This is a genomic window from Allobosea sp. 05T438 (assembly GCF_056396025.1).
Map to the genome: position 1 here is coordinate 1 of NZ_JBFTKQ010000023.1, position 25,514 is coordinate 25,514.

Here is a 25,514-nt window from a genome sequence, read left to right on the forward strand (position 1 = left end):
TCGCCGCGCGGCGAGCTCGAGATCACCGACGTCAACCGCATCTATCTCGAACGCGGCGAGCTTTCGGTCGAATGCATGGGCCGCGGCTTCGCCTGGCTCGACACCGGCACCCCCGACAGCATGCTCGAGGCCGGCGAGTTCGTCCGCACCCTCGAAGCCAGGCAAGGCCTGCGCATCGCCTGCCCCGAAGAGATCGCCTATCGCCAGGGATGGATCTCGAACGCCCAGTTGACCACCCTCGGCCAGAAGATCGCAAAAAGCGATTATGGTCAGTATGTACTGCGCGTAGCGCAAGAGTTGGCCGGCTAACGTTTGGCCGACGGTTCCCCCCAGAAGTGAGGCGTGGGCCTGCGTCCCTGCGCTTCCTGGGTAGGGCCCTTATTCAAGGACACGCCCGTCTAGGTCGCGGACAAGGAAATCGTCGGCCCGTGCGGCAATTGTAAAGCAGCGTTCGATCGCATGATGGAGGGTGCCGTCGAGCTGCCGCTCCTCGGGCTCGAAGTCCTCGATCGACAGCCGGAGCTGCCGCAGGCGTGCGAGCGCGGCCGGGCGGAACCAGAACATCGACCCCTCGAAGAAACCCAGACGAACCGCTTCCTTTGGCGCACACATTTGTGCCGTGATCATCCTGACGCGCGCCTCGTTGCCCATCCAGTATGGTGGTGCTTCACGATAGCAGTCCCTCCAACCGACGATGCCCGTGTCGGGCTTTTCGAACGTGACAAGCGTCCTCCACGTCGCGTTACGCTCTCCCGCCAGCATCGTGAAAAGGAGCTTACGCCGGATCTCACCGTCCAGCAGGTGCGGGCTGCGCTTGGTGTGAAGCTTCAGGACAGCATCGTAGGCGTCAAACACCCCGGCATTGAGCAGCGCAATGAAAGGAGCGATGTCGCGGCCCCGATTTTCGCACGGGTGGATGATCACGTCGGGAATGTCCCATACCAGCCGCCGCACCTGCTCGACTCGGTCGGTTGGAACAGTGAGGTGCAGTTTCGCGCCATTGGGGAGCATCGCGCGACAATCGAGAACCTCGGGCAAAAGGTCGAGATAGAACAGATGCGCGACGAGCGCCGCTCTCACATCTGGCTGGGGCGTGGGCGTTCTGAAACGCGCCGCCAATCGTCGTAGGCGTCGCCCAGCCGGCGACACGAAAGCCGCGCCGATCGTGAGCGCTGCAATCTTCTGATAGACGTGGCGGGCATAGGCGCGAGAGCGAAACCCGAGACGGCCGATCGCGGTCAAGCGCGCGGGCAAGGCCATAACACGAGCCTCATTCCGAATAAGGCGCAACTTCGTCGAAGGGCGTGCATGCGTGCTCAATAAGCATGTTTTTGGAGAATTCCAAGGCATTTACCGCGTTCAGACCCTACGTATCACGCGGTACATGATGGCCATCATTGATCCGCCGATTCTCATCACAAAATCAACTCGGGCCTGGCAATTTGCAGACGAGGCGCTCGCCTGCCCCGTGTCGCCAACTCAAGTGAAGATGGTTCGGCGCCCTCTCATATAGGGCGTTTCAACGACCCAAGCTGAGGCCGTACCCTGGCTCACGCGCCGAGCTAACTGATCGAACCCACTCGCGGCGGAATGCACGAAGTCTCTTTCAAGGTATTCGTTGAGCGCAGTCTGTTCGGGCTGGCCATCCTACGCCGCATGAATTAAATGCCTCGTGACTATAGAAGGCAGATTTCGCCTGTGACGAACGAGACTGCACGGACTGCCGCACGGTCGCATGAGGTATGTAAAATGAGCAGCTCGAATAGAGTAGCGTTGATTACGGGAATAACGGGACAGGATGGCGCCTATCTTGCTGAACTGCTCCTTGCAAAGGGCTACACTGTTCACGGCATAAAGCGGCGCGCATCGCTCTTTAATACTGCCCGTATCGATCATATTTTTCGCGACCCTCACGAGACGGACAGCAATTTTTATCTCCATTACGGAGACATGACAGATTCAACTAATATCATTAGAATAATTCAACAATGCAAACCTGACGAGATTTATAATCTCGCAGCTCAAAGTCACGTCCATGTCAGCTTCGATACGCCCGAGTATACGGCCAATGCGGACGCTATCGGGCCGCTGCGTATCCTGGAAGCCATCCGAATACTCGGCATCGAGCGGCGATGCCGCTTTTATCAAGCATCTACATCCGAGCTGTATGGAAAGGTCCAGGAGATCCCGCAGCGCGAGAGTACCCCTTTTTATCCCCGGTCCCCTTATGCCGCTGCGAAGCTCTATGCCTACTGGATCACGGTCAATTATCGCGAGGCTTATGGAATGCATGCCTCGAACGGGATCCTGTTCAATCACGAGAGCCCCATCCGAGGCGAAACGTTTGTGACTCGCAAGATCACGCGAGCAGTCGCCGCGATCGCGCTCGGCCAGCAGGAAACGTTGTTCTTGGGCAACCTTGATGCAAAGCGCGACTGGGGCCATGCCCGGGATTACGTCGAGGGCATGTGGCGCATTCTGCAGCAGGACGAACCCGACGATTACGTGCTGGCGACCGGGGAAACGAAATCGGTGCGGGAGTTCGTCGAGAAATCCTTTGCCCATGCCGGGTTTACGATCGCGTGGCGCGGCGAAGGCGTTGACGAAGTCGGCGTCGATACCAAGACCGGGAAGACGGTCGTGCGTGTCGATGAGCATTACTTCAGGCCGACGGAGGTCGATCTTCTCATCGGCGACGCATCGAAGGCCCGTCAGCGGCTCGGCTGGAAGCCGACGACAAGCTTCGAGCAACTCGTGGAGGAAATGACGCTGGCCGACCTCGCCCAGGCTCGGAAGGCGAAGCAGCTTGGCGACATGCCGTGAAGGTCCTGCTCACGGGAGGCAATGGCCTCGTCGGAAAGGCCATCAGGCGTGTCGCCGCAGAGCTGCAGCTTGATTGGGAGTTGGAGGCGCCCTCGCGCAACGAGATTGACTTCGGCAGCCAAGCGGCTGTAGCGGACTGGTTCGGCGCCCACAGATATGACGCTGTCATCCACGCGGCAGCCCGTGTTGGCGGGATCAAGGCGAACATAACCTACCCGACGGCGTTCCTCGCCGAAAACGCGCTCATCAACACGCTCGTCATCGAGGCGGCGCGCTCTCAGGGCATCGCAAATCTTCTGTTCGTCGGAAGCTCGTGCATGTACCCCAAGGATCTGGACAAGAAGCTTGAGGAGACAGACATCCTCACGGCTCCGCTGGAGCCGACCAATGAAGGCTATGCCTTGGCGAAGATCCTCGGCGCGCGCCATTGCAGCGCCATTTCAAGCGAGTTCGGACTGAACTACCGGACCATCATTCCGTGCAACCTGTATGGCCCGGATGACCATTTTGACCTGGAAAAGGGGCACCTCATCGCATCGGCCCTGCGCAAGATCACGACGGCAAGGGACGAGGCGCTGCCGTCGGTAGAGATATGGGGCGACGGGACGGCGCGGCGGGAGTTCATGTTCGTCGACGATCTCGCGCGCTTCGTGATTGATTGGCTGCCGCGTCTCGGGGAATTGCCCCAGATGATCAACGTCGGTATCGGCCACGACCATAGTGTCAACGACTACTACCGGATTGCCGCCGATGTGGTGGGCTACGCAGGCAGCTTCGCACACAACACCGCGCTGCCGGCCGGCATGCGCCGGAAGCTCATGGACGTGGGCATGTCTAACAGCCTCGGCTGGCAGGCCACAACAGCCCTGAGCGAGGGCATGCGGAAGGCCTATCTGGGCATGCTACGCCAAGACGGGCAGGTCTCAAGGAAGGTATGACAGATATGAGCGTTTCCTTTCCCCTCGCATCGACGACCTGGGACGACGAAGAGCGCGCAGCACTGCAACGCGTCATCGACAGCGGCCGCTTTACCATGGGCCAGGAAGTGCGGACCTTCGAGGAGCAGTTCGCCACGTTCTTCGGCAGCAAATATGCCGTGATGGTCAATTCGGGCTCGTCCGCCAACCTCCTGGGCCTCGCGGCCGCGTTCTATCATCCGGACCTCGGGTTGCAGCCCGGCGACGAAGTCATCGTGCCCGCCGTCTCCTGGAGCACGACCTACTATCCAGTGCACCAGTGCCGCCTGTCGCTTCGATTTGTCGACGTCGATCGCAGGACGCTGAACCTCGACCCCGATCTCGTCGAAGCTGCGATCACACCGCGCACCAAGGCCATTTTCGCCGTCAACCTCCTGGGCAATGCCTGCGACTTCGCCAGGCTCCGGGAGATCGCGGAACGACACTCGCTCCTTCTGTTCGAAGACAACTGCGAATCGATGGGGGCCCTCTTCGACAAGCGACAGGCGGGCACTCTGGGCTTATTCGGGACGTTCTCAACCTTTTTCTCCCATCATATCTGCACAATGGAAGGGGGGGTCGTCGTCACGGACGACCGCAAACTTTACCATACCATGCTCAGCATACGCGCTCACGGATGGATGCGAGAACAGCCGCAGGACAGCCATCTCGCCGGCGACACGGATGAATTCAAACGCCTGTTCCGGTTCGTTCTGCCTGGCTACAACCTGCGCCCACTCGAAATGGAGGGCGCGCTGGGCCAGACCCAATTGCGTAAGCTTCCGGGTTTCGTCGCGGAGCGGCGCGCCAATGCCGCGCGTTTCACAAACGCTTTTGGCAACCTGCCGGGCGTCCGCATCCAGCAGGAGACGGGCGAAAGCTCCTGGTTCGGATTCGCCATCATCCTGGAGGGAAAGCTCGCCGGCAAGCGTGGCGAGCTGGTGCAGAGGCTCCAGCAGGAAGGCGTGGAGTGCCGCCCCATCGTCGCGGGGAACTTCACGGCCAATCCCGTGCTCGCACATCTCGACCACACGATCGCCGGCCCGCTGCCGGTCGCCGAGGAGATCGACGCCAACGGCTTTTTCATCGGCAACCACCACTATGAAACAGGGGACAAGATCGAGGCCATCGCCGATCTGGTCCGCGATTTCGCGCTGAGGCACGCAGCATGACGACCGCCCCGGACAAAGCCCCCCGCAGTTGCGCGCTCTTCGAGCGGCCCACAGCGAATTACGTCGTTCCCGACGAGGTGATCGGCGGCATTCTCGCGGATCCGGCGCAGCCTCTTGCGCGCATCGCGAAGATCATCCCACCTGAAGCGAGCGTCCTCGACGTCGGCTGCGGCAACGGTAACCTGGGCCGAGTGCTGAAGCGCGCGGGCCGGACGGCCGCCATAGATGGGGTCGAGCCCAACGGATTCGCCGCAAATCTCGCACGTGAGCACTACCGGCAAGTCTACGAGAGCGGCATCGCCGAACTCATCGCTGACGGCACTTTGGGCGACTACGACTTTCTCATCCTCGCGGACGTGATCGAGCACGTGCCGAATCCGTTCGACTTCCTGAGCGGCATCGCTCCACTCGTCCAGCGCGGAACGCGCGTGCTGCTGTCAGTGCCCAACGTCTCCTTCGGCGCGGTGCGGCTTTCGCTGCTGAACGGCTATTTCGATTACGTCGATTCCGGCCTGCTGGAGAAGACGCATCTGCGCTTCCTGACACTGAAGACGCTGCTCCAGCTCTTCTCGGACCTCGGCTGGGGGGTCGAGAAGGTCGTGCGGCTGCAGCGCAGCTTCTTCAACGTAGAATTCGACCGGAAGACGATCGCCGCCGAAGAGTCGGTTCTCCGGCGACTAGCCGCAGACCAGGAGGCACGGACCTACCAGCATCTCTTCATGGTGTCGGCTCGCAGCGACGTTGCTCCGCAGTATGAGGAATACGGCGCCAGCGAAGCCGATATCATGGCCCAGATTCCCGACGCCGCTATTATTCCCGAGGGCGACGGGCGGCCTTTTCCTCGCCCGAGCCTCCTCGGGAAGCTTCTGGGACGTTGATGGTGCGCCGGGGCGACGATCGTTTCGACGCCTCGCGCATTTCTGGCAAAGCCGAGACAATGACCAAAGTTTCCATTTGTATTCCAGCGTACAAGCAGGTTGAATTCCTGAGGGCCACGCTTGCTTCGATCGCCGAGCAGCACTTCCAAGGCTACGAGATAATCGTTTCCGACGACTCTCCGAACGACGAGGTCGAAAGGCTGATCGGCGAGTTCGACTTCGGCGGGCGGCTTCGGTACGTGCGGAATAGCGAAGCGCTCGGTTCACCACGCAACTGGAATGCCGCCCTGGCTCACGCACAGGGCGAATACCTCAAGATCCTGCATCACGACGATCACTTCTCCCACCCCGACGCGCTGGGGCGGTTCGTCGCGCTTCTGGATGAGAATCCGCAGGCGCTCTTCGCGTTTTCGGGCACGACCGTAGAGCACGTCGGGGACGGCTCCAAGCGCCACCATCACATAACCGACGCTCAGGCGCGCTCGCTCGCGCTGTTCCCGGAGCAGCTGTTCATGGGCAACGTGATCGGCGCGCCCTCCGCGACGATCGTGAGGCGGTCGCTCGGCATCGCGTACGATACGCGCATGAAATGGCTGGTCGACCTCGATTACTACATTCGCGCCTTGCGGGTCTGCGCCATCTTCGCCTACACGCCGGACCCGCTCATCACAACACCGACCAGCGCCGCCCACCAGGTGACGGAACTGGTGCGCGACGATGCCGCCGTCGATATCGGCGAGGCGCTGATGCTGTTTGAAAAGTGCCTCGATCGTCTCAACACCACGCCCGACGCTCAGGAAATCTGGATCAGGCTGCTGAGGAAGTACAAGATCCGCTCTGCAGACGACCTCGCTCGTTTCGGGCGCGTATCCGTAGCAATGCAGAGCTATTTCAAGGAACTCTACCGGACACCGCGCCTCCGCCCCGTCAGTTCGGCCCTTGTCGATGCCGCCAGAAACATATTGCCACACAGGGCAAGCCGAAGCCTTTTCGCTTCGATCCGCTATGGCCGCCATGTGTTGCGGATGACGCGAAATACCGCGATTAGGACCGCCTCGCGCGTCTATTTCTCCTTACCCCCCGGCTTCAGAGATACCTGGCGCAACTTCAAGCGGAACCTCGGAGGGCATCCGGATTGATTTTCCGATCTCCGCGATCACCTCTTTCGCCTGATCGAAATCCTGTTCCCACCATTTCGACCGGCGGATGATGTCCTGCGTTTCGGCGTCGAAGCGAAACTTGATCAGTCGCGCGGGCGCTCCGACCACAATCGCGAAATCCGGAACATCCGCATTGACAAAGGAATTTGCGCCGACAACGGCGCCGTTCCCGATCTTTACACCGCGGCGAATAACCGAATTTGCGCCGATCCAGACGTCGTGCCCGACAGTGCAAGGTGCAGCCGTCAACTCACGATACACGTCATTCATGAAGATAGAATTCGTCGAGACAGCGCCCAGCGCATGCTCGCCGGGGCCGATGGATACGTTGTTTGCTATCGAGCAGTAGCGCCCCACAGTCGCATTCGATATCAGGCAATTATACCCGATATAGCTATAATCGCCCACAAAACTCTCATCGGAGATGATAGAGTTTTTCATGGCCTCGACATGTTTTCCTTCGAAAATTTTACTTTCAAACTCAGATGAGATTATCGAACGACCCAAAGGCATCGACGTTATCTTTGAATTCAACATTTCCAAATAAAGATCGCCGATGGAATCTCTTATCCCAAATTCAACCGTCCTGAATCCAAATCTCAGCAAATCGACCATTTCTTTGTTGTAGTTATTCTCCATCTTCTCCCGCAATAGGTCTCCGGTAAGCCCCTCCCTGACGACCTTCGCGGCAAATTCCCCCATTATCATCTCCGCCTTCACTCGCGAGAGGACAGCAGAATGATCGCCACGCTCGAAAAAATGACGCTCTACCAATTCGGAAAAGATACTATCGTCGATAGTCTTCACTACAAATTCACGGCTCATCAGCCTTGACAGAATACCGGCAAGCTTTCTCTCAATCTTTTTCTTGACCGCGATTTTCAGCTTAGTAATCAGCGCCTCGCTCCCATTCCCTTACTTCGCGATCAGGCTCTTGATGCGTCGCTTGAGCGCTTGGCGGACATGTCCGGCGAAAGTCTCGCGAGCAGCGACTCCGCCGGCGCCTGGCGCCGGCAATTCCTTCGCGTCGCCTTCCACGTTCCAGGTTGTAACGGCGGAAAGCGCATGCGCCCGGTAATAGGCCTCCTCCTCGTCGACGACGGCGCTGTTGGTGTACCAGGGTAGATGGCGCGCCTGATAACGCCCCATCGTTCGCAGGGCGGGCCCGTAGCAATAGGGCACGCCCGGCCGGTAGAGCGCGAAGGTGGTGTCGATGTCAGCCTCGAACACATCGGGCTCGACCTGGCGGCCGTACAGGCCGCTTTCCCAGGATACGACGCGGTTCTTGAGATGGTAGTGATCAGGCAGGTCGTCGATGCGCAGTCCGAAGCCCGCCTTGAGGATATGCGGATAGGACTGCATGAGCCGCCTGAATCGGAAAACGGCGTCGAGCGGCACCTCCTCGGAGGGAATCACGTCCGGGTCGGTATAGACGAACCACTCCGACATGATCACGGGGTGAAGTTCGGGAAGCTTCCAGAGCGAAGTGTGCCCGAGATTATGGGGAGAGCGGATGACACGATGCCTGGTGGCCTCCAGATAGGCCAGGAGCGGCGGATAGGTCGAGGCGTTGTCGATGATCGTGATGTTCTCGTGGCCGGCGCGCTCCAGCCACTCCAGGAGGCGCCGCAGGCAAGCCACCCGATCGCGGGTATTGATGAAGACCGGCACCGACCTGACGAAGGCGGCAGCCTCGTTCGCCGGCGCCGCCCCGGCATCTGCCGGGATCGATCGTGCGTTGCCTTCGCGGCGCATCAGCGGGCGCAACGACGAGACGGCCTTGTTCAGAGCCCTGTCGAGACCCTGGCTGCCGCTCCGGAAGACTTTTCCATATTCTGCGATCCGACCACGAAGGTCGGCGATCTCGGTGCCCGACACTCCGAGCCGCGGCTCCGCCACCGCCAGCAAATCCTCGAGCTTCTGGACCTCCATGCCATCCCCTGGCCTTGCGGGCAGGGCATTTCCCGTGATGACGGCGTGCGCGACCTGTTGAAAGCGCGGCTCCAGCCACGGCCCCAGCTTTTGTGTTCCAGCCGTATAGTGTGCGAGCTGACGCAGTGCGGTCGAGCGTGCGACGCGTTCATGGGCAGCCGCGCGAACATTGCTGTCCGAACTCGGATGAACGCGATAACGCACCAGCGCCTCGGGAATGTTATCTCCTTTCGCGCCGCAATTGAGCATCCTGGCCCACAGGTCGTAATCCTGCGCAGGCATTTCATGATAGCGAAGCTGGTGAGCGTCCAGAAAGTCCCGGCGCATCATCACCGCCGGGTGGGCGAAAGGCGTCCCGACCATGGAATGCAGGGCGACCGCTGCAGCGCCGAGAGGTTCGCGATGCAAGCCGGTTGGATTGCCCTCTTGATCCATCATCTCGATGAACGAGCCGAGAATCGCGTGATCAGGATGAGCAGACAGCCACTCGACCTGCCGCGCGAGCCGGTGCGGCAATGCGATATCGTCCGCATCCAGGCGCGCTATCAGCGTGCCGCGCGCCTCGCCGAGGCCGAGATTGAGCGCATGCGACAGTCCAGGAGCGCCTCCACTGCGCCGCAGCACCCTGACGCGCGAATCCGTCGCCGCGAAACGGCGCAGGATCGTGGGAGATTCGTCAGTAGACAGGTCGTCCACCACCAGAAGCTCGAAGTCGGCGAAGGTCTGAGCGAGCACCGATATCAAAGTCTGCTCAAGATAGCGCTCCGCGTTGTGTACCGGCACGAGCACAGACACGAGCGGGGAAGCCTGCGGATGAGAGTCCATGTGCGATCAATACCTGACGAGATCCAACATCAGCACGTTACGGCGCTGTGGCCAAGCTCGACCTGCAGCCTGTTCCAGCGCGCTGGAATGAGGTCGGTGGCGTCCATTCCGGGATCGGCGAACCACCGAGCGGGTGCAATCACCCTCGCGTCCGGGCGCGGGTCGAGCCAGGCGCCCCACCAGCTGAACGTGCTGTTGGCGATCACATGGTGCCGACATGCGGCCATGATCCGCATGTCTTCGTAGGCCTTGTCGGCGGCATTGCCCTCGACATGCACCATCTCGATCGGCAGGCGGATGTTCTCGCGCGTCCACGCGTGATCGTCCGAAAAGACGAAACCGACCATGTCGGAGCCGCACTCCTCCATCAGCGTTGCGATCGCCTTCTCGTAATAGGCCGGAGAGCAGGTGCCGTGCACCGCGAGCGCGTTCGGGTTGCTTACGTAGTCCCCGCGCCGGATATGGATCGAAACGGTGTTGTCCGCCGCCGCCCGCTTCACGAACTCCGCATTCGCCGGAGACGGAGCATGGCGAAACTGAAAATCCCTTCTCAATGCATCCGCGAAGTCGGCAAAGTACCGCTCGCTCTGCCAATATCCATCAAGATAGACATTGCCAGATTGCGAAGCCACCGCTGGATCGAAGCGCAGCCCTTTCTCCACGACGTGCCGGACAGGACGGCGCCAAGGAAGCAAGCGGGTCCAGCGGCTGTCCGCTCCGAGGGGCACTGCCAGGCCGGCCGGCGCATCGGGGACTTCCAAAACGAAAAAATCCAGCGCATAGGCATGCACATTGTAGTCGGCGAATGCTTGGCGATCGATTGCTAGGCTGTCACGGTTCCTCAATGCCAGCGCGCGACCAGCTGCATACTGGAACATCTGGTTTCCGAGGCCGCCGATGATGCGGGTCGTTATCATGCTATCGTTGCTTTCCGCCGATCGACGACAAGGCGTCACGTAACGCAGACAGGAGACCACCTCGCGGATCAGCCCGAGGACCTTCGGCTTCAGCCGTCGATGGCCTGTCAGTCGCAGATTCGGGCAAGCTCGCCTCCGGAGCGGGGGCAACCGCTTGGCTGCGCGCGGCCTCTTCGGCGAGGAACTCGCTATTGGGCCGTATCGTGATCATCTCGGGCGGCTTCCGGCTCAATCCGACGATGATCTCCAGTGCGCCCGCCAGGTTTCCGAAGAACTGCCAGCGTGTCAGATAGTCCTGCCGCGCCGCCACCACGGCCGGAAGGCAAGTACCGTAGCCGGTCTCGTCTGCGAGCAAGCTACCAATCCGAGCGATCGCCGCTTCCGGCTCTGCGATATCGATGCGCGTGAACGCGTCGGGCGACGCATATCTCTCCGCATTGACGCTGCCGGAGTAAATCGGATGACAAAAGGCTAGCCACGCATCGGGCATCTTCTCGGTAACGAAATCCCGCTCGTCGCTGTTTTCCAGAACGAGCGTATATCGGTAGGGCAACAGGGTGTCCCACTTGCTTTCAAAAGGTCGAATTCCTCGCCCGAAGATATCGATCGCAGGATGCACTTGCCGCAAACGTTCGAGGAAATCGAGTCGCCGCCTGTGCCCTTCGGTAAAGGCTTTGTCGGATATCAGGACGCAGATGTCCCGGCTTTTGGCTGGCGGGGGCATCACCAGCAGTTCGTCGAGATCGCGCTCCACAAACCAGGGATGAGCGGGCTGAAGGTAGATCTGGCGGGGGTGAGACAGATCGTTGCGGCCACTGATGACATAGCCGAACTGAGCGAGAAACTCAGGATGATACCGGCCAATGTCACTTGGCTCTCCGGTGATGAACACTGTGCGATCCGGCGGACAGAAAACATCGGCTCGCGTCTCGAGCGACTCGAAGACGGCCCACGCCTCGCAATGCTTGAGCGCCTCGTCGACACTGAACCGAAAGCTTCCCCAACGGCCCGAGCGCCCTGGTGTCTGGCGCAACCAAGGCCACCGCGGCGCACAAGTATCCAGCCGGACCAACCGTGTCATATGCGCTGCATCTGCCACTGGGGATCGATATGGACATAGCCGAAGGGCTGCTCGCCCTTGTGTTGGACGTTGTAGTCCTTGGCTTCCGCGACTCGGAACGAGAGTTGCCCCGCCTCGCCGAAATAATCGCAGATCCCGAAACGGCTGGCGTGTACCTCAAAAATATATTCGCCGTGAACAAGAAGGTTAGCGGGGATGACGCCCTCCAGGACAAAATGCCCGATCGGGAACCGCGACTTTTCAGCATCCCAGTCGTCGAAAAGCGCCCGTGCGATCACATGACCGTCGATGGTCTTGACATAGAATCCGAGCCGAAGGTCGTCGATCGGCGTCAGAATCTCGACTTCGATCGAAACCGCAATCTGCTCTTCCCCGACGAAATCCATCAGGTTCCGCGTATCCTGACGGACGTTCATATCGACGAGAATGATATCGTCCGTGATGATCGGCAAGGACGCCGTCCGTCTCGTTATGGTACTGTTCAGGTATTTCCGGACGGCGCTTTCGACGGCCTGCTTCGGGCCGGCCCTGCCGGCCTCGAGCAGAAGGGCAGTATCGCACACGCCCCGCACCGCAGCCATGGAATGGCTAACGAACAGGACCGTCCGCCCTTCATGGGCCAAGGCGTCAAGCTTCTTCTGAGACTTGGCCTGGAAGCCCGAGTCGCCCACCGCCATGACCTCGTCGAGGATGAGAATATCCGGCTCCAGATGCGCGGCGACGCCGAAAGCGAGACGGACATACATGCCGCTCGAATAGCGCTTGACGGGCGTATCCAGAAACTTGGCGATTTCGGAGAAATCGACGATCTCATCGAACCGTCGCTTCACCTCGGCCTGCTTCATGCCGAGAACGGCGCCGCTAAGAAAGATATTCTCCCGCCCGGTCAACTCCGGATGAAACCCGGTGCCGACCTCGAGCAAGCTGCTGAGCCGCCCACGCACACTGACCTTGCCGCTGGTCGGCGCCATGACGCGCGACAGCACCTTTAGCAGCGTCGATTTCCCGGAACCGTTTCGGCCAATGACCGCCATGCGTTCGCCGGGCTCGACCTCGAAGCTGATATCCCGCAGGGCCCAAAAATCGGTACTCTCGTCGTCCTCGCCTGAAGGGCGCAACGAATGGAGCATGCGACCGACCGTGTCGCGCAAGCTCCCACTCTCGGAGTCGCTGGCTCGGCCGATCCGGAAACGCTTCGATAGGCCTTCGGCAATAATGGCTTTTTTCATCGTTTTTATAGGTCGTCGCAGAAACGACTTTCCGATTTCATGAAGAACCGCACGCCCGGAATCAGGCAAACTACGGTAAAGACGACCGCTACGCTGAAGCTGAATTTCGGAAACGGTGTTCCGGCGTCCAACAACGACCAGCGAAACCCATCGATGATGCCGACCATCGGGTTGAGCGCGAAGACCATACCCCACTTGCCGGGCACAACGCTGCTGGCGTAACCGACAGGGGACATGTAGGCGCCCAGCTGCAGAACGACCGGCAGAAGATACCTGAAATCGCGGTAACGGACATTAAGCGCCGCGACCCAGGTGCCGCAGGCCATGACGAACAAACACAACAACAATATACAGACTGGCAAGAATAAAACATTAATTCCAGGAGGATGCCTAAAATAGATCGCCAGCAAAAAATAGATAAAGAAAGATATTACGAAATCAACAACACCAACAAATATGCAACTGACTGGCAATATAATCTTAGGAAAATAAACTTTTGACACGATCGGCGTGTTCGCAATGACGCTATTGCCCGCCTCGGAAAAGGTCGTCGCGAAAAACATCCAGGGGAGGAGGCCCGTGAAAACGAGGAGTGCGTAGGGTGAGTCATTGGACGGCAGCTTCGCGAACCCGCCGAAGACGATCGTGAACACAATCATCATCGTCAGCGGGCGAATGACGGACCAGCTGAAACCAATAAGCGTCTGCTTGTATCGAACGACGAGATCGCGCCATACCAGCAATTGAAAAAGTTCACGGTGTTGCCAAACGTCGCGCCAATAGTTCGGATTCTGCGCGTCGGCCGTAATCTCGATCACTGCTTGATTGCCATCGGGCGCCGATTTGCCCTGTTCGGCAATAAGATACGCCATTAACCGATCATCCTGTGAAATTTCGCACGTTCGCGATGAAGCTGGTAGTGCAAATCCGCGCGCGTTTCTAGCCCGCATGGAGACGCAGCCCCGCCCCGCCTGTTGCGCTGATCGCACTGGCATCACCGACAATAACACTTCACGCGATGAGGCGGCTCTCTCGCCTTGTACAGGATCCCGCACTCAAAGCACACGGCTCAAATACTCGGCTCCAGCATCCCACGGGATCTGCCAAGCTTGCTCGGCACTCTGGAAGGGTAATAGACCGGATAATCCATGACCGAGCCACGACCACTGCCGTCCGAGCTGGGGTAGAGCGACTGAGGGCTCGTCTCAAAGAGGGCCGTTTGATGCGCTCCGAGCCGGAAGACTTTTGAGCGTTGATGCAAACGCGAACGCGTGGTGGAAAGCCATCAAATAGGAGACTTAGTGGGGAAACAACAAGCGTCGAAGCGGCTGCATTCCCAGCCCGAGCTGTTTGCGCCAGCGCATTATCGGTCGCTCGAAAGCGATATGCAGCACAATCCGAACAGCTACGGCGGAAGAAGCAGTTAGCGTGAGCCTGAGCGGCCGCGGAGCGCTAGCGGCGCCAGCAATTTCGCGACTGTAGCTATCATCCCTGCCCGAACCAGATGGATCGCGTAACTGCCTAACCAATGAAACGAAGAACGCGAGATGCAATCCCCAGTGAACACCATCTGGACCTGCTCACCGCGCATCACGACGACGTAAGCCGCCCGGTTGCGGGCGTCCCCGCACAGGATACGGTGTTCGCCGAGCAGCCACAGATCGCCACGACGGCTGACAGCAGTGGCCGCCAGCTCCGGCAGCGCATCGGCCGGATCCACCTTCGCCTGCAATGTGCACCTGTCCAGTCGGCCCGAGATGGCCCGGGCAAACGACAGGCACTTTGCTGATACCCAGCAGCCCGGCCGCCTCGTACCGATCGTGACCGGCGACGATCTCGCCGGCCTTGTCGACCATGATGGGCGCCACGAAACCAAACGCCTCGATGCTCTCCGCGATCAGGTGGATCTGTTTAAGCGCATGCGTATGTGCGTTGCGCGGCGACAGCTCGGACAACTCACGTTCGACGATCCGCAGCGCTAGTTGCGCTATCGCCCGGTCAAAGGCGGGTTGTCACCAACGCCGGTGCGACGCTGACGCGTCCGCGCGCGCGGGTGTCTCCCTTCCCACCACCGGTTGTTCCCAGCTACCTCAAAAGCAGTTCCCTGCTTGCGATCAGTTGAAATTCCTGCTGATTCAGGGGTCTTCATCGCCCGGCGTGTCTTGAAGATCTTCGCGTTTTCCGAATTCTGGAAGGTCAACGAGGCACTTTTCATCACGGAATTCCCTGATGTTTCCTGGCTAGCAGGGAGATGGCGCCCCACCGCCGAGGTTGATTTTCACCCCGCGCAGCATCGGCTCGGACATCGAGAAGCTTGTGCCATTTTGGCCGACGCCATAGACGATCTATAACGAGGAGTGCGCCACAGATGGTCTTGAAGATAATCCCGGTCGTGATGTGTGGCGGTGCGGGAACGCGTCTTTGGCCAGTCTCGCGGGACACGATGCCGAAGCAGTTCATCCCGCTGCTGGGGCAGGGATCGACCTTTCAGCGGGCGATGCAGCTGCTGTCCGATCAGGCCGTCTTCGCCGAGCCGATCGTGATCACCAACGAGGCCTACCGCTTCACTGTTCTCGAACAGTTGCAGGCCGTCGGGTTGTCCGCGCAGATCGTGCTGGAGCCGATGCGCCGTGACTCCGCTGCTGCAGTGGCTGTGGCGACCGAACTGGCTTTGGCGCGCGACGAGCAGGCCGTGGTCGGCGTCTTTGCCGCCGACCATATCGTTCAGGATGGCGCGCTTTTCGTCGAGACCTGCCGCAAGGCCGGCGCCGTTGCGGCACAGGGCCGGATCGTGACGATCGGCATCCCGCCGAGCCATCCTGCGACCGGCTACGGCTATATCCATCCCGGCGAGGAGATTGCCGGGGGCGCCCGACAGGTCGCGGCCTTCGTCGAAAAGCCTGACGCGCAGCGCGCCGCGCGATACCTGCTGGACGGCTATCTCTGGAACTCCGGCAACTTTATATTCGACGCCGCGACGATGCGCGGCGAGTTGGAGGCCTTCGAGCCGCAGGTCCTTGAGCCCGTGATCGCGGCTGTCGCCAAGGCCAAGCCCGATCTGGACTTCCTGCTGCTCGATGCCGAGGCCTTCGGGCAGGCCAGGACGATCTCGATCGATTACGCCGTGATGGAGCGGACGAAGAAGGCGGCTGTCGTCGCCGGCAATTTCGGCTGGTCGGATGTCGGCGGCTGGTCGGCGGTCTGGGACCTTGCGGAGAAGGACGCCAGCGGCAACGTCATCGAGGGCCGTGGCTATGTGCTCGACGGCTCGAACAATCTTGTCCGGTCCGAAGATGCGCTCGTGGCGGTGATCGGCCTCGACGATGTCGCGGTGATCTCGACGCGCGACGCCGTGCTCGTGGCGCCGAAGGCCAAGGCCGACAAGGTCAAGGAGATGGTCGCGCTCATCGCCGCCAGGGGCGAGTCGGAAGCCGGAGCCCATCGCGAGATTCAGCGCCCTTGGGGCAAATATCTCTCGGTCGACATCGGCTCCCGCTATCAGGTGAAGCGCATCACCGTGAAGCCGGGCGGCGTTCTTTCCCTGCAGAAGCACTATCACCGTGCCGAACACTGGGTCGTCGTGCGCGGCACCGCCGAGGTGACGCGCAACCACGAGACCATCGTCGTGCACGAGACCGAATCAATCTATCTGCCGATCGGCTGCGTCCACCGAATGGCCAATCCTGGCAAGATTCCGCTCGAGCTGATCGAGGTCCAGGTCGGGTCGTATCTGGGTGAGGACGACATTATTCGGATAGAAGATATCTACCGGCGCAGTTAGGGCCGGCCATGCATTGGATTGAAGCTGGCCACTCGATCGGGGCCGCACAACGATCCGGGCAGGGAGAGCACCGATGCGTGCTCGCGCCCAGGTCGAAATGGGAGTGCCTGTCGGGTTCGGGCTCGGCGCCAAAACGGCCTGTATGCGCAACCGAAACCACTGGCCGACGTGATTTCGGAGATCGAGTTACCAACGCCGACGCTTATGCTGGGGAATACGTCCCTCTTGCGAACGGGGCACTGAAAGCGGTCATTCGGCAGGACGGAGCGGGTCGGCAGGGGGCGGCCCACGCTGATTGTCATTGGCCAGAGCCAGGGCGATCGCGCCGCAATAGTTTGCCCACGTCGCGATGAACGCGCCGCATCGGCCGCAGAGGACTTCGCTCTCAGACTTGAGAACGCGCGGAGCTGAAACATGCGGAGAGCCACATGTTTCGCATCGGAACTCGTTCTGATCCATGTCGAAACACCCGGACTAATGTCCGTCTGTCGCGGCAAGTTCCGTGCCGGTTCATCCTCTGCCACGATAGACGCCGGAGCGCGCCTTGATCGAATGCCGCCAGCCGAGCGGCGATCCGAAGCACAAAGGCGGTGAGACGGCCGGTGCCGGGGCTGCCCGAGCGGCGCGATGGGCCGCTGTTCGAATGCAACGTTCCCCCGATGCGGACAGGTTCGACCTTCTCCACCTGCAAGCCATGAACCGGACCAGGGCGGCCCATGATCGACGCCTGGAGCGCCTGCTTGCAGGTGCGGCTCGCGCTCAATGCCCGCTGAAGACCAGCGCCTGGATCGGGAGCACCACCGCCTGGATCCGCAGCAGCAGGGCATGCACCAGGGCCACTGCGTCGACGGCATGGAGAACGAATTTTCGCCCGGTCGAGAGCTTGCCCGATACAATCAGGTCGTGGTTGCTCGAATAGGCGTTGGCGATGCAGCTGCTGCCCGGCGTCACTCCATCAAGCCCGTCGGGATAGAGAGGCTCGAGGTAGGCCAGCAGTGTCCCCGGCTTTGCAACCTGCTGGACGTCGACCAATTGATCCCCAGCCCGCACCTGGCCTGTGGCGATGAAGTCCTGAACGCCCGTCACCACCATCGGGATGATCACCCAGGGCTTCGACATACAAGTTACCTCGGCGACCATGCCGACCTTCATCACCTGTCCCTCGACCTGCGAGAAGCCGGCCTGAAGATAATTCCGCCCCGCCTCCTCCGGGATCAGGACGCCGGCCGGCCGCATGATGGGCGTGACGATGTCGCCGACGCGCAGCGTGAACTGCTCGACGCGGCCGTTCACGCCGGCGCGCACGACGGTCTTGTCGAGATCGGCCTGCGCTTGTGCGAGGGCAGCCTCCGCGCTGGCCTTCTCGGCCGGCAGCAAGGTCGAAATGCGGATCTCCGCGGTGGACTTCGCAGCAACGACAGCTGCCAGAGCAGCCTCGCGCCCGGCCGTCAGATTCTCGAGCCGTTCGATCTCGCGCCGCGCAACGATATCGTCGTTGCGGCGCCGCAGCTCCTGCTTTGTCTCCAATTCGTCGAGGGCTTGCTTATGGGCGCTTGCGGCCTCGAGAATGCGGCTCTCGTCGGTGAGAAGTTCGGCCTTGGCAACGGCGATGGCGGCCTCCGTTTCCGCGATCTTGCGCCGGGCCGTTTCAACCGCCGCCTCCTCCCTGGAGCTGTCCAGACGAAAGATCGGACTGCCCTTTGTGACGGGACCGCTGACTCCGAGGTAAACCTGCGCGACGCGTCCGGTACCCTCCGAAATGATCGGGACGGTCCGGAACATCACGGTCGCGTTCGTCGTCGCCGGGTGATTGTAGAAGATCACCGTGATCAGGCCGATCGTCAGCATGAGGCAGGAGATGATGCCCCATCGCAGCTCGAACCACACCGAATAGAAGGTGATTTCCTTGCCGAGCCGCTTGCCCTGCCCGTACCGCCGGTAAAGGTAGTCGGGCAGGAGCGTCAGCATGGAGCAGAACAGAAGCTCAAGCATGACCGCCCTCCACCTTCTGGAGTGCGTTGGGATCGCCCGCGCCAGATCCCGCCACCGGCTCCGCTGCCGCCGCGTCGTCAGCTCTTGTCGGCCGCCTCGGCGCTATCCCGGCAATGCGTTCGAGCGCATGTGCCATTCTGCCGAACAGCCCCGAGAAATCGGGGATATCGATCAAAGCGAGCAGTAGCCCGGCGACCCAGAACAAATGCACATGGGTGAACAGCGCGAGCAGCCCGAGGACCGCAACGATCTCGAACTGGAGCTTCTGGGATTTATGCGCCATGCGCTCCGGCAGGGTGTGCAGCCGAAGGAAGATCAAACCGACGCTCAGCACCGCCAGAAACAGGATCACGGCCGATACGACCATGAGAACGTCTGTCTCTCCCGGCGCAGTGATGAAGGCCGGCAGGGAGTGCGGTGCGAGCGGGTGAAGTTCGGCTGCCATAAACGCACTCCAGTCTCGAATCAGCCGATCCAATTCCGTGCGAAATCGGCTTCCTCATAGTCATCAGGCTTCTGCCGTTTGGGCAACTTGATCTTTTCCCGTGACGGCGCCTTGTAAGGGACGGAGCTGAGGATGTGGGAGATGATGTTGAGCCGGGCCTGGCGCTTATCGTCGGAGCGTACCGCATACCATGGCGCCCAAGTCGTATCGCTGGCGCGAAACATCTCGTCGCGGGCCCGCGAGTAATCGTACCAGCGCGAGTATGATTTCAGATCCATGGGAGACAGTTTCCAGATCTTTCGCGGATCGTTGATGCGCTCCTCCATCCGCCGCGTCTGTTCGTCCTGGCCGACTTCCAGCCAGTATTTCAGAAGGAGGGCGCCGGAATCGACTATCGCCTTCTCGACGCCCGGGACGACCTGCAGGAACCCTTTGGCCTGCTCCTCAGTGCAGAAGCCCATGACCCGCTCGACGCCGGCCCGATTGTACCAGCTACGATCGAAGATCACGATTTCGCCAGCCGCGGGAAGATGCGGCAGATAACGCTGCACATACATTTGCGATTTCTCGCGCTCCGTCGGCGGCGGCAGCGCCACCACMCGGAAGATCCGGGGACTGACGCGCTCCGTGATCGCCTTGATGACGCCGCCCTTGCCGGCGCCATCCCGCCCTTCGAAGACGATGCAGACCTTTGCGCCCGCATGCTTCGCCCATTCCTGGAGATTGACCAGCTCCGCGTGAAGATCGCGCAGCTTCCGCTCGTAGGGCTTTCGTTTCAGAGGCTCGCTACCCTTGGCTTTCATCGTCGGCGCCCTCCCCCTAGGACCAGCTCAAGAAGAACGCGACGTCGCCGGGCAGCCCGCTCGGCCAGTCGATGATCAAGGCGCGAAGCTTGTACTTGGCCGGCTGGAGATGCTCCTTCCAGAATTCATAGGCTTGCCGCGGCCGGCCGGTGAGCGTGGTCGGCCAGTCGGCTTCAGCGTTGTTGATGGCCCTGCCCCGATCCGTGCAGAGCTGGCTCGGGAAGCGCATGACGAGGACCTCGGTCTCACCCCGGCCGGCCGCCGCGCGGGTCTTTGCCGCGAGACTTTGCTTGATTTCCTCGATCTTCTCCGGGGTGACGGCAATTTCCTCCCGCAGAGTGGCAGCAAGCTTGCTCTGCGCTTCCTCAGCCTTGCTCATGGCGCCCGCCAGCTTGGACGCCCTCGCCATTTCGAGATCGGCCATGTAGGACCGAAGATCGTCGGCCGACATGAAGCTCTCGTCGGCGAGCGTGCCTGCGTTCGGACTTTGACTTGCGGGCGACATCGTTCGCATCTCCTTCAACGATCGCAACCAGCGTTCTCGACGCGGGGTCGAGCCGGCGAATTCAATATTTCTGGATGTAGACGGCCTCGGCGAAGGTCAGGTCGATCATGTCGCCGCGCCGCATGCGCCGGAGATCGTCCTTGATCCCGGGGTCGGCCACCGTAAGGCTGCGCGGCCCGGCCGGCCCGACGAAGTCCACGACGCCCGTGGCCGGATCGAACCTCTCGAAACGCGCGGTGATCGTCAGCGACCGCGTGACGAATTTGTCGGGCAGGTTGTTGAAGGACGGCGCGCCGACGGTATCGGTATAGACGATGCCCGGCCGGGCCCCCTTCCTTGCGCGCCTGGCGCCTAGGATCACCCCTTCGGCGCGCTGGATCTCCAGCCTGTCGCCAACGCGAATGCCCTGCAGGTCGCCAAACACCTCCGGAACTGCGACGTCCCAGACGAAACGTCCTTGCCGTACGGAGACGATGCGCGCGGCCGGGTCGACTCCGGCGACTTCGACATTGATCCGCTCGATCTCCACGGGCCCGACACCGGCCACGACGATGGTCGTGCTGGTGACCGTGGGCGCGCAAGCGGCGGCGCCCAAGGCCAACGAGATCGCCAGAGCCCAGTATGCATGCTTTGACATCGTCACTCTCCACCCTGAGTTGAAGTCACCGCTTGTTATTCCTTGATCGCCCCTTCGGACCGGACCTGCCACTCGCCTATCGACTGCCGAAGCTCGGACTCGAGGCCGTCGATCAGATGCCGATATTCGATGCATCGCGCAGCCCTGGCGGGAGCGTCGGAAGCCTCCCAACGCCGCAGGGCCTGCTCTGCGTCGGCGAGGTCCGCGCACAACGACCGGAAGCTCTGACTCCCCAGCACCAGCGCCTCGATCGCCTTCTTATGCTTCGGCAGCAGCCGAATGGCAGCCAGAACGCCCGGGTCCATTGGAGCGCGCCCCCTGCGAAACTGAATAATTATGTGGTCGCCCGACTGGATTGGGAGTAAATAACCGTAGATTACACAGAGAGCGCACCCTTTTTCTTGAAATTTTTACGTGGTTTTCTGGCTTGCGGGAGCCGATTCCATGGAGAATTGTCGTCTTTTTGAGCACGGAAATTTCGAAAACCATCCGGAAGCCGAGCTTCAGGACAGTGAAATTCGCGCTCAATTGGACAAGGTCATCGCCAGCACCGAGTTCAACGTGCCCGAGCGCGTGCGGCAGTTCTTGATCTATGTGATCAACCAGACCCTCTCGGGTCATGCGGACCGGATCAAAGCTTATTCCGTCGCGGTTGAAGTCTTCGGTCGCGATGCGAATTTTGACATTCAGAACGATCCGGTCGTTCGGATCGAAGCCGGCCGCCTCCGGCGCGCGCTGGAGCGCTACTATCTGCTGGCCGGAAGCTCGGACCCGATCCTGATCGAGATCCCCAAGGGCGGCTACGTGCCGCGCTTCCAGCGGCGAGAGGCTCCGCCGACCCACATCGAAAGTCCCGCGCTTATCCCTGCTCCGGAGAAGCAGGATTTGGCGGGAAGAGGCGACGCGTGGTGGGGAAGCCGGCGGTTCGCCTGGGCTATCGTTATGGCAGCGCTGTGCCTTGCCCTCCCGCTTTTGTGGTTAGCCATCCTGCCGGCGCCGGCGCCCCCCGCTAGGGAGCCGCCGCGACCGCAAGGCCCTTCCCTGATCGTCAGGCCGCTCTCGAATTTGTCGGGGCAGCCGGAGGTCAACGTCTATATCGCCGGTCTCGGAGAGGAACTGCTGACGCAGCTCTCGCGCTTCAAGGAGCTGACGGTTTTCGGGGGGGAAAACTCCGCCGCCGTATCGCCCCGCGTCTCGGCCTCGGAGCTCACAAGCCAGTTCGGCAACCGTTACATTCTTGAGGGTGGCATCCGTCTTTCCGACGGCAAGCTGCGGGTCACGATCCGCGTCCTGGATGGGGAGAGTTCCGCCATAATCTGGTCGGGAACCTATGACGCCGACCCGCGCGCCGCCGACATCGTCGGCGTTGAAACGATGATAGCCTCGAAGGTCGCGACGGCGGTCGCCCAGCCCTATGGAATCATTTTCAGCGCCCCACCGCGGCCCACGCAATCGGGCGGCGTCCAAAATCTCGAAACCTATCAATGCACCTATCGGTTCTATCGCTACCGCGCGGTGCTCGATCAAACCGAGCATGCGGCGACGCGCGCGTGCCTCGAGAATGTCACGGCACGCTACCCGGACTTTTCGACCGGTTGGGCGATGCTGTCCTACCTCTATCTCGACGAGGACCGTTTCCAGTTGAACAAGCGGCTAGGCTCGCCGCCGCCGCTGGAGCGGGCGAGGACGGCAGCCGAGCGCGCAGTTCATCTCGATCCGGAGAACATCCGCGCCCTTCAGGCGCTGATGACCGTCCTGTATTTCAGCAGAGAAGCCACCGAGGCGCTGCGGATCGGCTCTCAGGCGCTCGCGCTCAATCCGAACGATACCGAGCTGCTCAGCGAGTTCGGCAGCCGGGTGGCCCAGGCCGGAGACTGGCAGCGAGGAGCATCCTTGCTCGAAGAGGCCATGGCAAAGAATCCGGGCAACTCGGACTACTATACCGGGCTCCTGGCTTTGGCCGCCTATATGGAAGGCGACAACGCACGCGCCACCGACCTCATCCGCCGCGCAAACCTGCGTCGGTTTTCAATCTACCATTTCGTCGCCGCGCTGATATTCGCGCGGCAGGGATTGCACGCTGAAGCAGCGCAATCCCGCGCCGAGTTCCTGCAGCTGCGGCCAGGATTCTTCGACAAATTCGACGACGAACTCAACAGCCGCAACTTCAACGCAAGAGATCGCGCCATTCTGATCCGCGGCGCCATCGAGGCCGGCTTCCCCGTGCCCACCCGTTTCGCCGCTGAGACGGAACGGAGATCCGGCGCTCTCTCGAATTCGGGATCAGCGGAAACCGGCTCGGCGCGTAGCCAACCGTAACCTACTACCCCGGGTTTCATTCGCAGCTTTCTCTTTACCGCAACAGGGCAGCAAAGCGCCCGGTGGACATGGTGGCCCGACGCTGTCTCCTCGGCGGCCGCCATCAAGCACCTCCAGCTTTGATGCCCCAACAGAAGCGTCGCGCCTTGCGCCGTTTTTGTCTCGATCAGGCAGGTTCTCAACTGGAGGCTCGATGATCGCCATGGCTTGCCGACCGTGCCTGCTCACCCTCGCCTTTGCAGCGCTCGCGATACAGGGCGCGTGGGCGCAGACGACGGACTTCCAAGGAGCCTGGCTCGAAGAAGGGCAGGTCTGCACCAACGTCTTCGCGGCGGCGGGGAAGACACTCGGCTTCAAGCGGCCGGCCAACGCCTTTGCCGCGGCGTTCGTCATTCGGGGCCAGCGGCTGTCCACTCCGCTCGCGACCTGCAGGATCGGCCGCGTCGACCCGCAGGGCGAGCGGCAGATCCTGCATCTCAGCTGCACGACGACGATAGCGACCGATACCGCGCGGGCCGTGCTCGCGCTGGGTCAGGATGGCGGCCTCTATCGCTACAGCGCACCCGAGGGGGGCACTGCGATCAGATACCGGCGCTGCACTCCGGAGGCGCTGAAGACGCCTTAGACCCAGATACCGCTCGGAGCGCGTGCCGGAGGCCCGGCTGTCTACGAAGAGACTGAGGATTGGCCATGTCAGCTGTTGTCCACATCGTCGATAGCGACGCGGCATCCCAGGCGGGCATCGATCGGATGCTTCGAGCTTGCGGGTATGAAACCAAGGCTTATGTCAGCGCCGACGAAATCTTGAATCATCGGCCGGATATCGCAAGCGCGAGCTGCATCGTCATCGATACGCAGGCGCCGGATAAGTCGATCCCGGACCTGGTGAATTTGTTCAGCAAGGCCGGCCTGAACCTGCCCGTGATCTTCGTGACCGACCAAGGGGACATCCGGGTGGGCATCCGCGCGATCAAAGCGGGGGCTGAAGACTTGTTCATGAAGCCTGTCGAGCCCGACGAGTTCATCGACGCCATCGGCCGCGCGATCTCCCGCCATCGTCTCGTCAGTGAACACGAAAGCTGGGTTCGCGTCGGCTTGGCACGGCTGGGGCGGCTGACCAAACGTGAGCGGGAGGTTTTCGATCTGGTCGTTCGCGGCAAGATGAACAAGCAGATTGCCTTCGAGCTCGGAACGACCGAACGCACCATCAAGGCCCATCGTCACAAAGTCATGGAGAAGCTGCAGGTCCGCTCCGTCGTCGAGCTCGTGACCTGCGCCGAGCGGCTCGGTCTGCTCCGCCCGACAACCCCTGAGGGATGAGGCTGAGGCCTGCCGCTTATCGGCATGCTTGGCTCGGAAATTTATGCGCAGGCCTCTGAAACGAGGGTCGCAACGTGCCGCCTCCTCACCATGCGCCGGATGGGCTCAAGACGCCGAAGGCAGCCGCCGTCGCCGGCATTCTCTTTTCGGCTCTTCTCCTGTCCTCGCTGGTGTTGGTGCTGCAGACTTTGCGCCTCAACCCCCAGGATCCTGGAGATTGGGTGGGGCCCCAATCCTGGAAGGTTGCGCTCGCACTGAACCTGATCCCCTTCGCCGGTATCGCCTTCCTTTGGTTCATGGGCGTGCTGCGTGATCGATTGGGAGCTCAGGAGAACAGGCTGTTCGCAACGGTATTTCTCGGCAGCGGGTTTCTCTTCATCGGCATGCTCTTCGTCGCGGCCTCGGCCATCGGCGCGATCCTCCTCACTCACGCTGCCCGGCCGGGCGAGCTCATCGGCTCGGTAACGTTCACTCTGGCGCGATCCTTCGCCTACAATCTCGCCAGCATCTACGCGATGAAGGTTTCGAGCGTTTTCCTGATTACCGCCTCGACCATCGTGCTCCGCACCGGGATCACGGGACGATGGACGGCGTTCACCGGCTATGCGGCTGCAGCGGTCATTCTCTTCGGCAGTCACCTCGTCGACTGGACCTTCCTCGTCTTTCCGATCTGGGTGCTGATCGTCAGCTGCGACATCCTGGTTCGCGAATACCGGCGCGCCGACCGTCCCGGTTAAGC

25 protein-coding genes are annotated in these 25,514 nt (G+C 61.2%); 11 read left to right on the forward strand and 14 right to left on the reverse strand.

Annotated features, from left to right (window positions below; all coding sequences use genetic code 11):
- A partial coding sequence (locus AC1DIN_RS26225) for a sugar phosphate nucleotidyltransferase (RefSeq protein ID WP_476811874.1) occupies positions 1-309 on the forward strand: 309 nt, incomplete at its 5' end.
- A 69-nt stretch (positions 310-378) separates the two neighbouring features.
- Here the strand turns inward: AC1DIN_RS26225 and AC1DIN_RS26230 are convergent.
- Positions 379-1,260 (reverse strand): rhamnan synthesis F family protein, encoded by an 882-nt coding sequence (locus tag AC1DIN_RS26230; protein WP_441473610.1) that lies wholly within the window; start codon positions 1,258-1,260, stop codon positions 379-381.
- Positions 1,261-1,749: 489 nt separating this feature from the next.
- On the opposite strand from AC1DIN_RS26230, the gene gmd reads away from it, so the two are divergent.
- Genes gmd through AC1DIN_RS26255 form a run of 5 tightly spaced genes read left to right on the forward strand, consistent with a single transcriptional unit; the run spans position 1,750 to position 6,968 of the window.
- Positions 1,750-2,823, forward strand: coding sequence for a GDP-mannose 4,6-dehydratase (gmd, locus tag AC1DIN_RS26235; RefSeq protein WP_441473611.1), 1,074 nt, complete (start codon positions 1,750-1,752; stop codon positions 2,821-2,823).
- On the forward strand, positions 2,820-3,761 hold the full coding sequence (locus AC1DIN_RS26240) for an NAD-dependent epimerase/dehydratase family protein (protein ID WP_441473612.1): 942 nt from the start codon (positions 2,820-2,822) through the stop codon (positions 3,759-3,761). Before gmd ends, AC1DIN_RS26240 begins: the two co-directional genes overlap by 4 nt.
- Positions 3,762-3,766: 5 nt before the next feature.
- The gene (locus AC1DIN_RS26245; protein ID WP_441473613.1) at positions 3,767-4,951 is read left to right on the forward strand and encodes a DegT/DnrJ/EryC1/StrS family aminotransferase; all 1,185 of its coding nucleotides are present in this window, start codon (positions 3,767-3,769) and stop codon (positions 4,949-4,951) included.
- A complete protein-coding gene (locus tag AC1DIN_RS26250; protein WP_441473614.1) occupies positions 4,948-5,829 on the forward strand; it encodes a class I SAM-dependent methyltransferase in 882 nt (293 codons plus the stop codon). Before AC1DIN_RS26245 ends, AC1DIN_RS26250 begins: the two co-directional genes overlap by 4 nt.
- Positions 5,829-6,968, forward strand: a complete 1,140-nt coding sequence (locus AC1DIN_RS26255; RefSeq protein ID WP_441473615.1) for a glycosyltransferase family 2 protein — start codon at positions 5,829-5,831, stop codon at positions 6,966-6,968. Before AC1DIN_RS26250 ends, AC1DIN_RS26255 begins: the two co-directional genes overlap by 1 nt.
- Here AC1DIN_RS26255 and AC1DIN_RS26260 read toward each other — a convergent pair.
- From AC1DIN_RS26260 to AC1DIN_RS26290, 7 genes are all read right to left on the reverse strand, one after another.
- The gene (locus AC1DIN_RS26260; protein ID WP_476811875.1) at positions 6,903-7,796 is read right to left on the reverse strand and encodes a CatB-related O-acetyltransferase; all 894 of its coding nucleotides are present in this window, start codon (positions 7,794-7,796) and stop codon (positions 6,903-6,905) included. The two genes, AC1DIN_RS26255 and AC1DIN_RS26260, sit on opposite strands and share 66 nt — an antisense overlap.
- A gap of 108 nt (positions 7,797-7,904) precedes the next feature.
- Positions 7,905-9,746 (reverse strand): glycosyltransferase, encoded by a 1,842-nt coding sequence (locus AC1DIN_RS26265; RefSeq protein ID WP_476811876.1) that lies wholly within the window; start codon positions 9,744-9,746, stop codon positions 7,905-7,907.
- 29 nt (positions 9,747-9,775) lie between these two features.
- On the reverse strand, positions 9,776-10,663 hold the full coding sequence (locus AC1DIN_RS26270; RefSeq protein WP_441473618.1) for an alpha-1,2-fucosyltransferase: 888 nt from the start codon (positions 10,661-10,663) through the stop codon (positions 9,776-9,778).
- 1 nt (position 10,664) lies between these two features.
- Positions 10,665-11,696: a glycosyltransferase family 10 domain-containing protein gene (locus AC1DIN_RS26275; RefSeq protein ID WP_441473619.1), complete on the reverse strand. Its 1,032-nt coding sequence runs from the start codon at positions 11,694-11,696 to the stop codon at positions 10,665-10,667.
- A 44-nt stretch (positions 11,697-11,740) separates the two neighbouring features.
- Positions 11,741-12,973, reverse strand: coding sequence for an ABC transporter ATP-binding protein (locus tag AC1DIN_RS26280; protein WP_441473620.1), 1,233 nt, complete (start codon positions 12,971-12,973; stop codon positions 11,741-11,743).
- A 5-nt stretch (positions 12,974-12,978) separates the two neighbouring features.
- Positions 12,979-13,845 (reverse strand): ABC transporter permease, encoded by an 867-nt coding sequence (locus tag AC1DIN_RS26285; RefSeq protein ID WP_476811877.1) that lies wholly within the window; start codon positions 13,843-13,845, stop codon positions 12,979-12,981.
- A 708-nt stretch (positions 13,846-14,553) separates the two neighbouring features.
- A complete protein-coding gene (locus AC1DIN_RS26290; protein WP_441473622.1) occupies positions 14,554-14,928 on the reverse strand; it encodes a ParB N-terminal domain-containing protein in 375 nt (124 codons plus the stop codon).
- Between the two features lie 413 nt (positions 14,929-15,341).
- Here AC1DIN_RS26290 and AC1DIN_RS26295 point away from each other — a divergent pair, with 413 nt between their 5' ends.
- Entirely contained in the window at positions 15,342-16,754 is a 1,413-nt protein-coding gene (locus AC1DIN_RS26295; RefSeq protein WP_441473623.1) for a mannose-1-phosphate guanylyltransferase/mannose-6-phosphate isomerase, read from the forward strand.
- Between the two features lie 759 nt (positions 16,755-17,513).
- Here AC1DIN_RS26295 and AC1DIN_RS26300 read toward each other — a convergent pair.
- From AC1DIN_RS26300 to AC1DIN_RS26325, 6 genes are all read right to left on the reverse strand, one after another.
- Complete coding sequence (locus AC1DIN_RS26300) at positions 17,514-18,746, reverse strand: HlyD family secretion protein (RefSeq protein WP_476811878.1); 1,233 nt, start codon at positions 18,744-18,746, stop codon at positions 17,514-17,516.
- Positions 18,739-19,191 carry a hypothetical protein gene (locus tag AC1DIN_RS26305; protein ID WP_441473625.1) on the reverse strand — a complete coding sequence of 151 codons (453 nt, stop codon included), beginning with the start codon at positions 19,189-19,191 and terminating at the stop codon, positions 18,739-18,741. The genes AC1DIN_RS26300 and AC1DIN_RS26305 overlap by 8 nt, the downstream gene beginning before the upstream one ends.
- A 20-nt stretch (positions 19,192-19,211) precedes the next feature.
- On the reverse strand, positions 19,212-19,994 hold the full coding sequence (gene ppk2, locus AC1DIN_RS26310; protein ID WP_476811879.1) for a polyphosphate kinase 2: 783 nt from the start codon (positions 19,992-19,994) through the stop codon (positions 19,212-19,214).
- Positions 19,995-20,010: 16 nt separating this feature from the next.
- A complete protein-coding gene (locus tag AC1DIN_RS26315; RefSeq protein ID WP_476767067.1) occupies positions 20,011-20,499 on the reverse strand; it encodes a hypothetical protein in 489 nt (162 codons plus the stop codon).
- Between the two features lie 61 nt (positions 20,500-20,560).
- Positions 20,561-21,136, reverse strand: a complete 576-nt coding sequence (locus tag AC1DIN_RS26320; RefSeq protein WP_476811880.1) for a hypothetical protein — start codon at positions 21,134-21,136, stop codon at positions 20,561-20,563.
- A gap of 35 nt (positions 21,137-21,171) precedes the next feature.
- Positions 21,172-21,441 (reverse strand): hypothetical protein, encoded by a 270-nt coding sequence (locus tag AC1DIN_RS26325; protein WP_476767069.1) that lies wholly within the window; start codon positions 21,439-21,441, stop codon positions 21,172-21,174.
- Positions 21,442-21,580: 139 nt separating this feature from the next.
- Here AC1DIN_RS26325 and AC1DIN_RS26330 point away from each other — a divergent pair, with 139 nt between their 5' ends.
- The 4 genes from AC1DIN_RS26330 to AC1DIN_RS26345 all read left to right on the forward strand — a co-directional run bounded on the left by AC1DIN_RS26330 (position 21,581) and on the right by AC1DIN_RS26345 (position 25,512).
- Positions 21,581-23,455 (forward strand): adenylate cyclase, encoded by a 1,875-nt coding sequence (locus AC1DIN_RS26330; RefSeq protein WP_476811881.1) that lies wholly within the window; start codon positions 21,581-21,583, stop codon positions 23,453-23,455.
- A gap of 202 nt (positions 23,456-23,657) precedes the next feature.
- Entirely contained in the window at positions 23,658-24,080 is a 423-nt protein-coding gene (locus AC1DIN_RS26335; RefSeq protein ID WP_476811882.1) for a hypothetical protein, read from the forward strand.
- A gap of 65 nt (positions 24,081-24,145) precedes the next feature.
- A complete protein-coding gene (locus AC1DIN_RS26340) occupies positions 24,146-24,775 on the forward strand; it encodes a response regulator transcription factor (RefSeq protein WP_476811883.1) in 630 nt (209 codons plus the stop codon).
- Positions 24,776-24,849: 74 nt separating this feature from the next.
- The gene (locus tag AC1DIN_RS26345; RefSeq protein ID WP_476767073.1) at positions 24,850-25,512 is read left to right on the forward strand and encodes a hypothetical protein; all 663 of its coding nucleotides are present in this window, start codon (positions 24,850-24,852) and stop codon (positions 25,510-25,512) included.
- Positions 25,513-25,514: the final 2 nt, after the last annotated feature.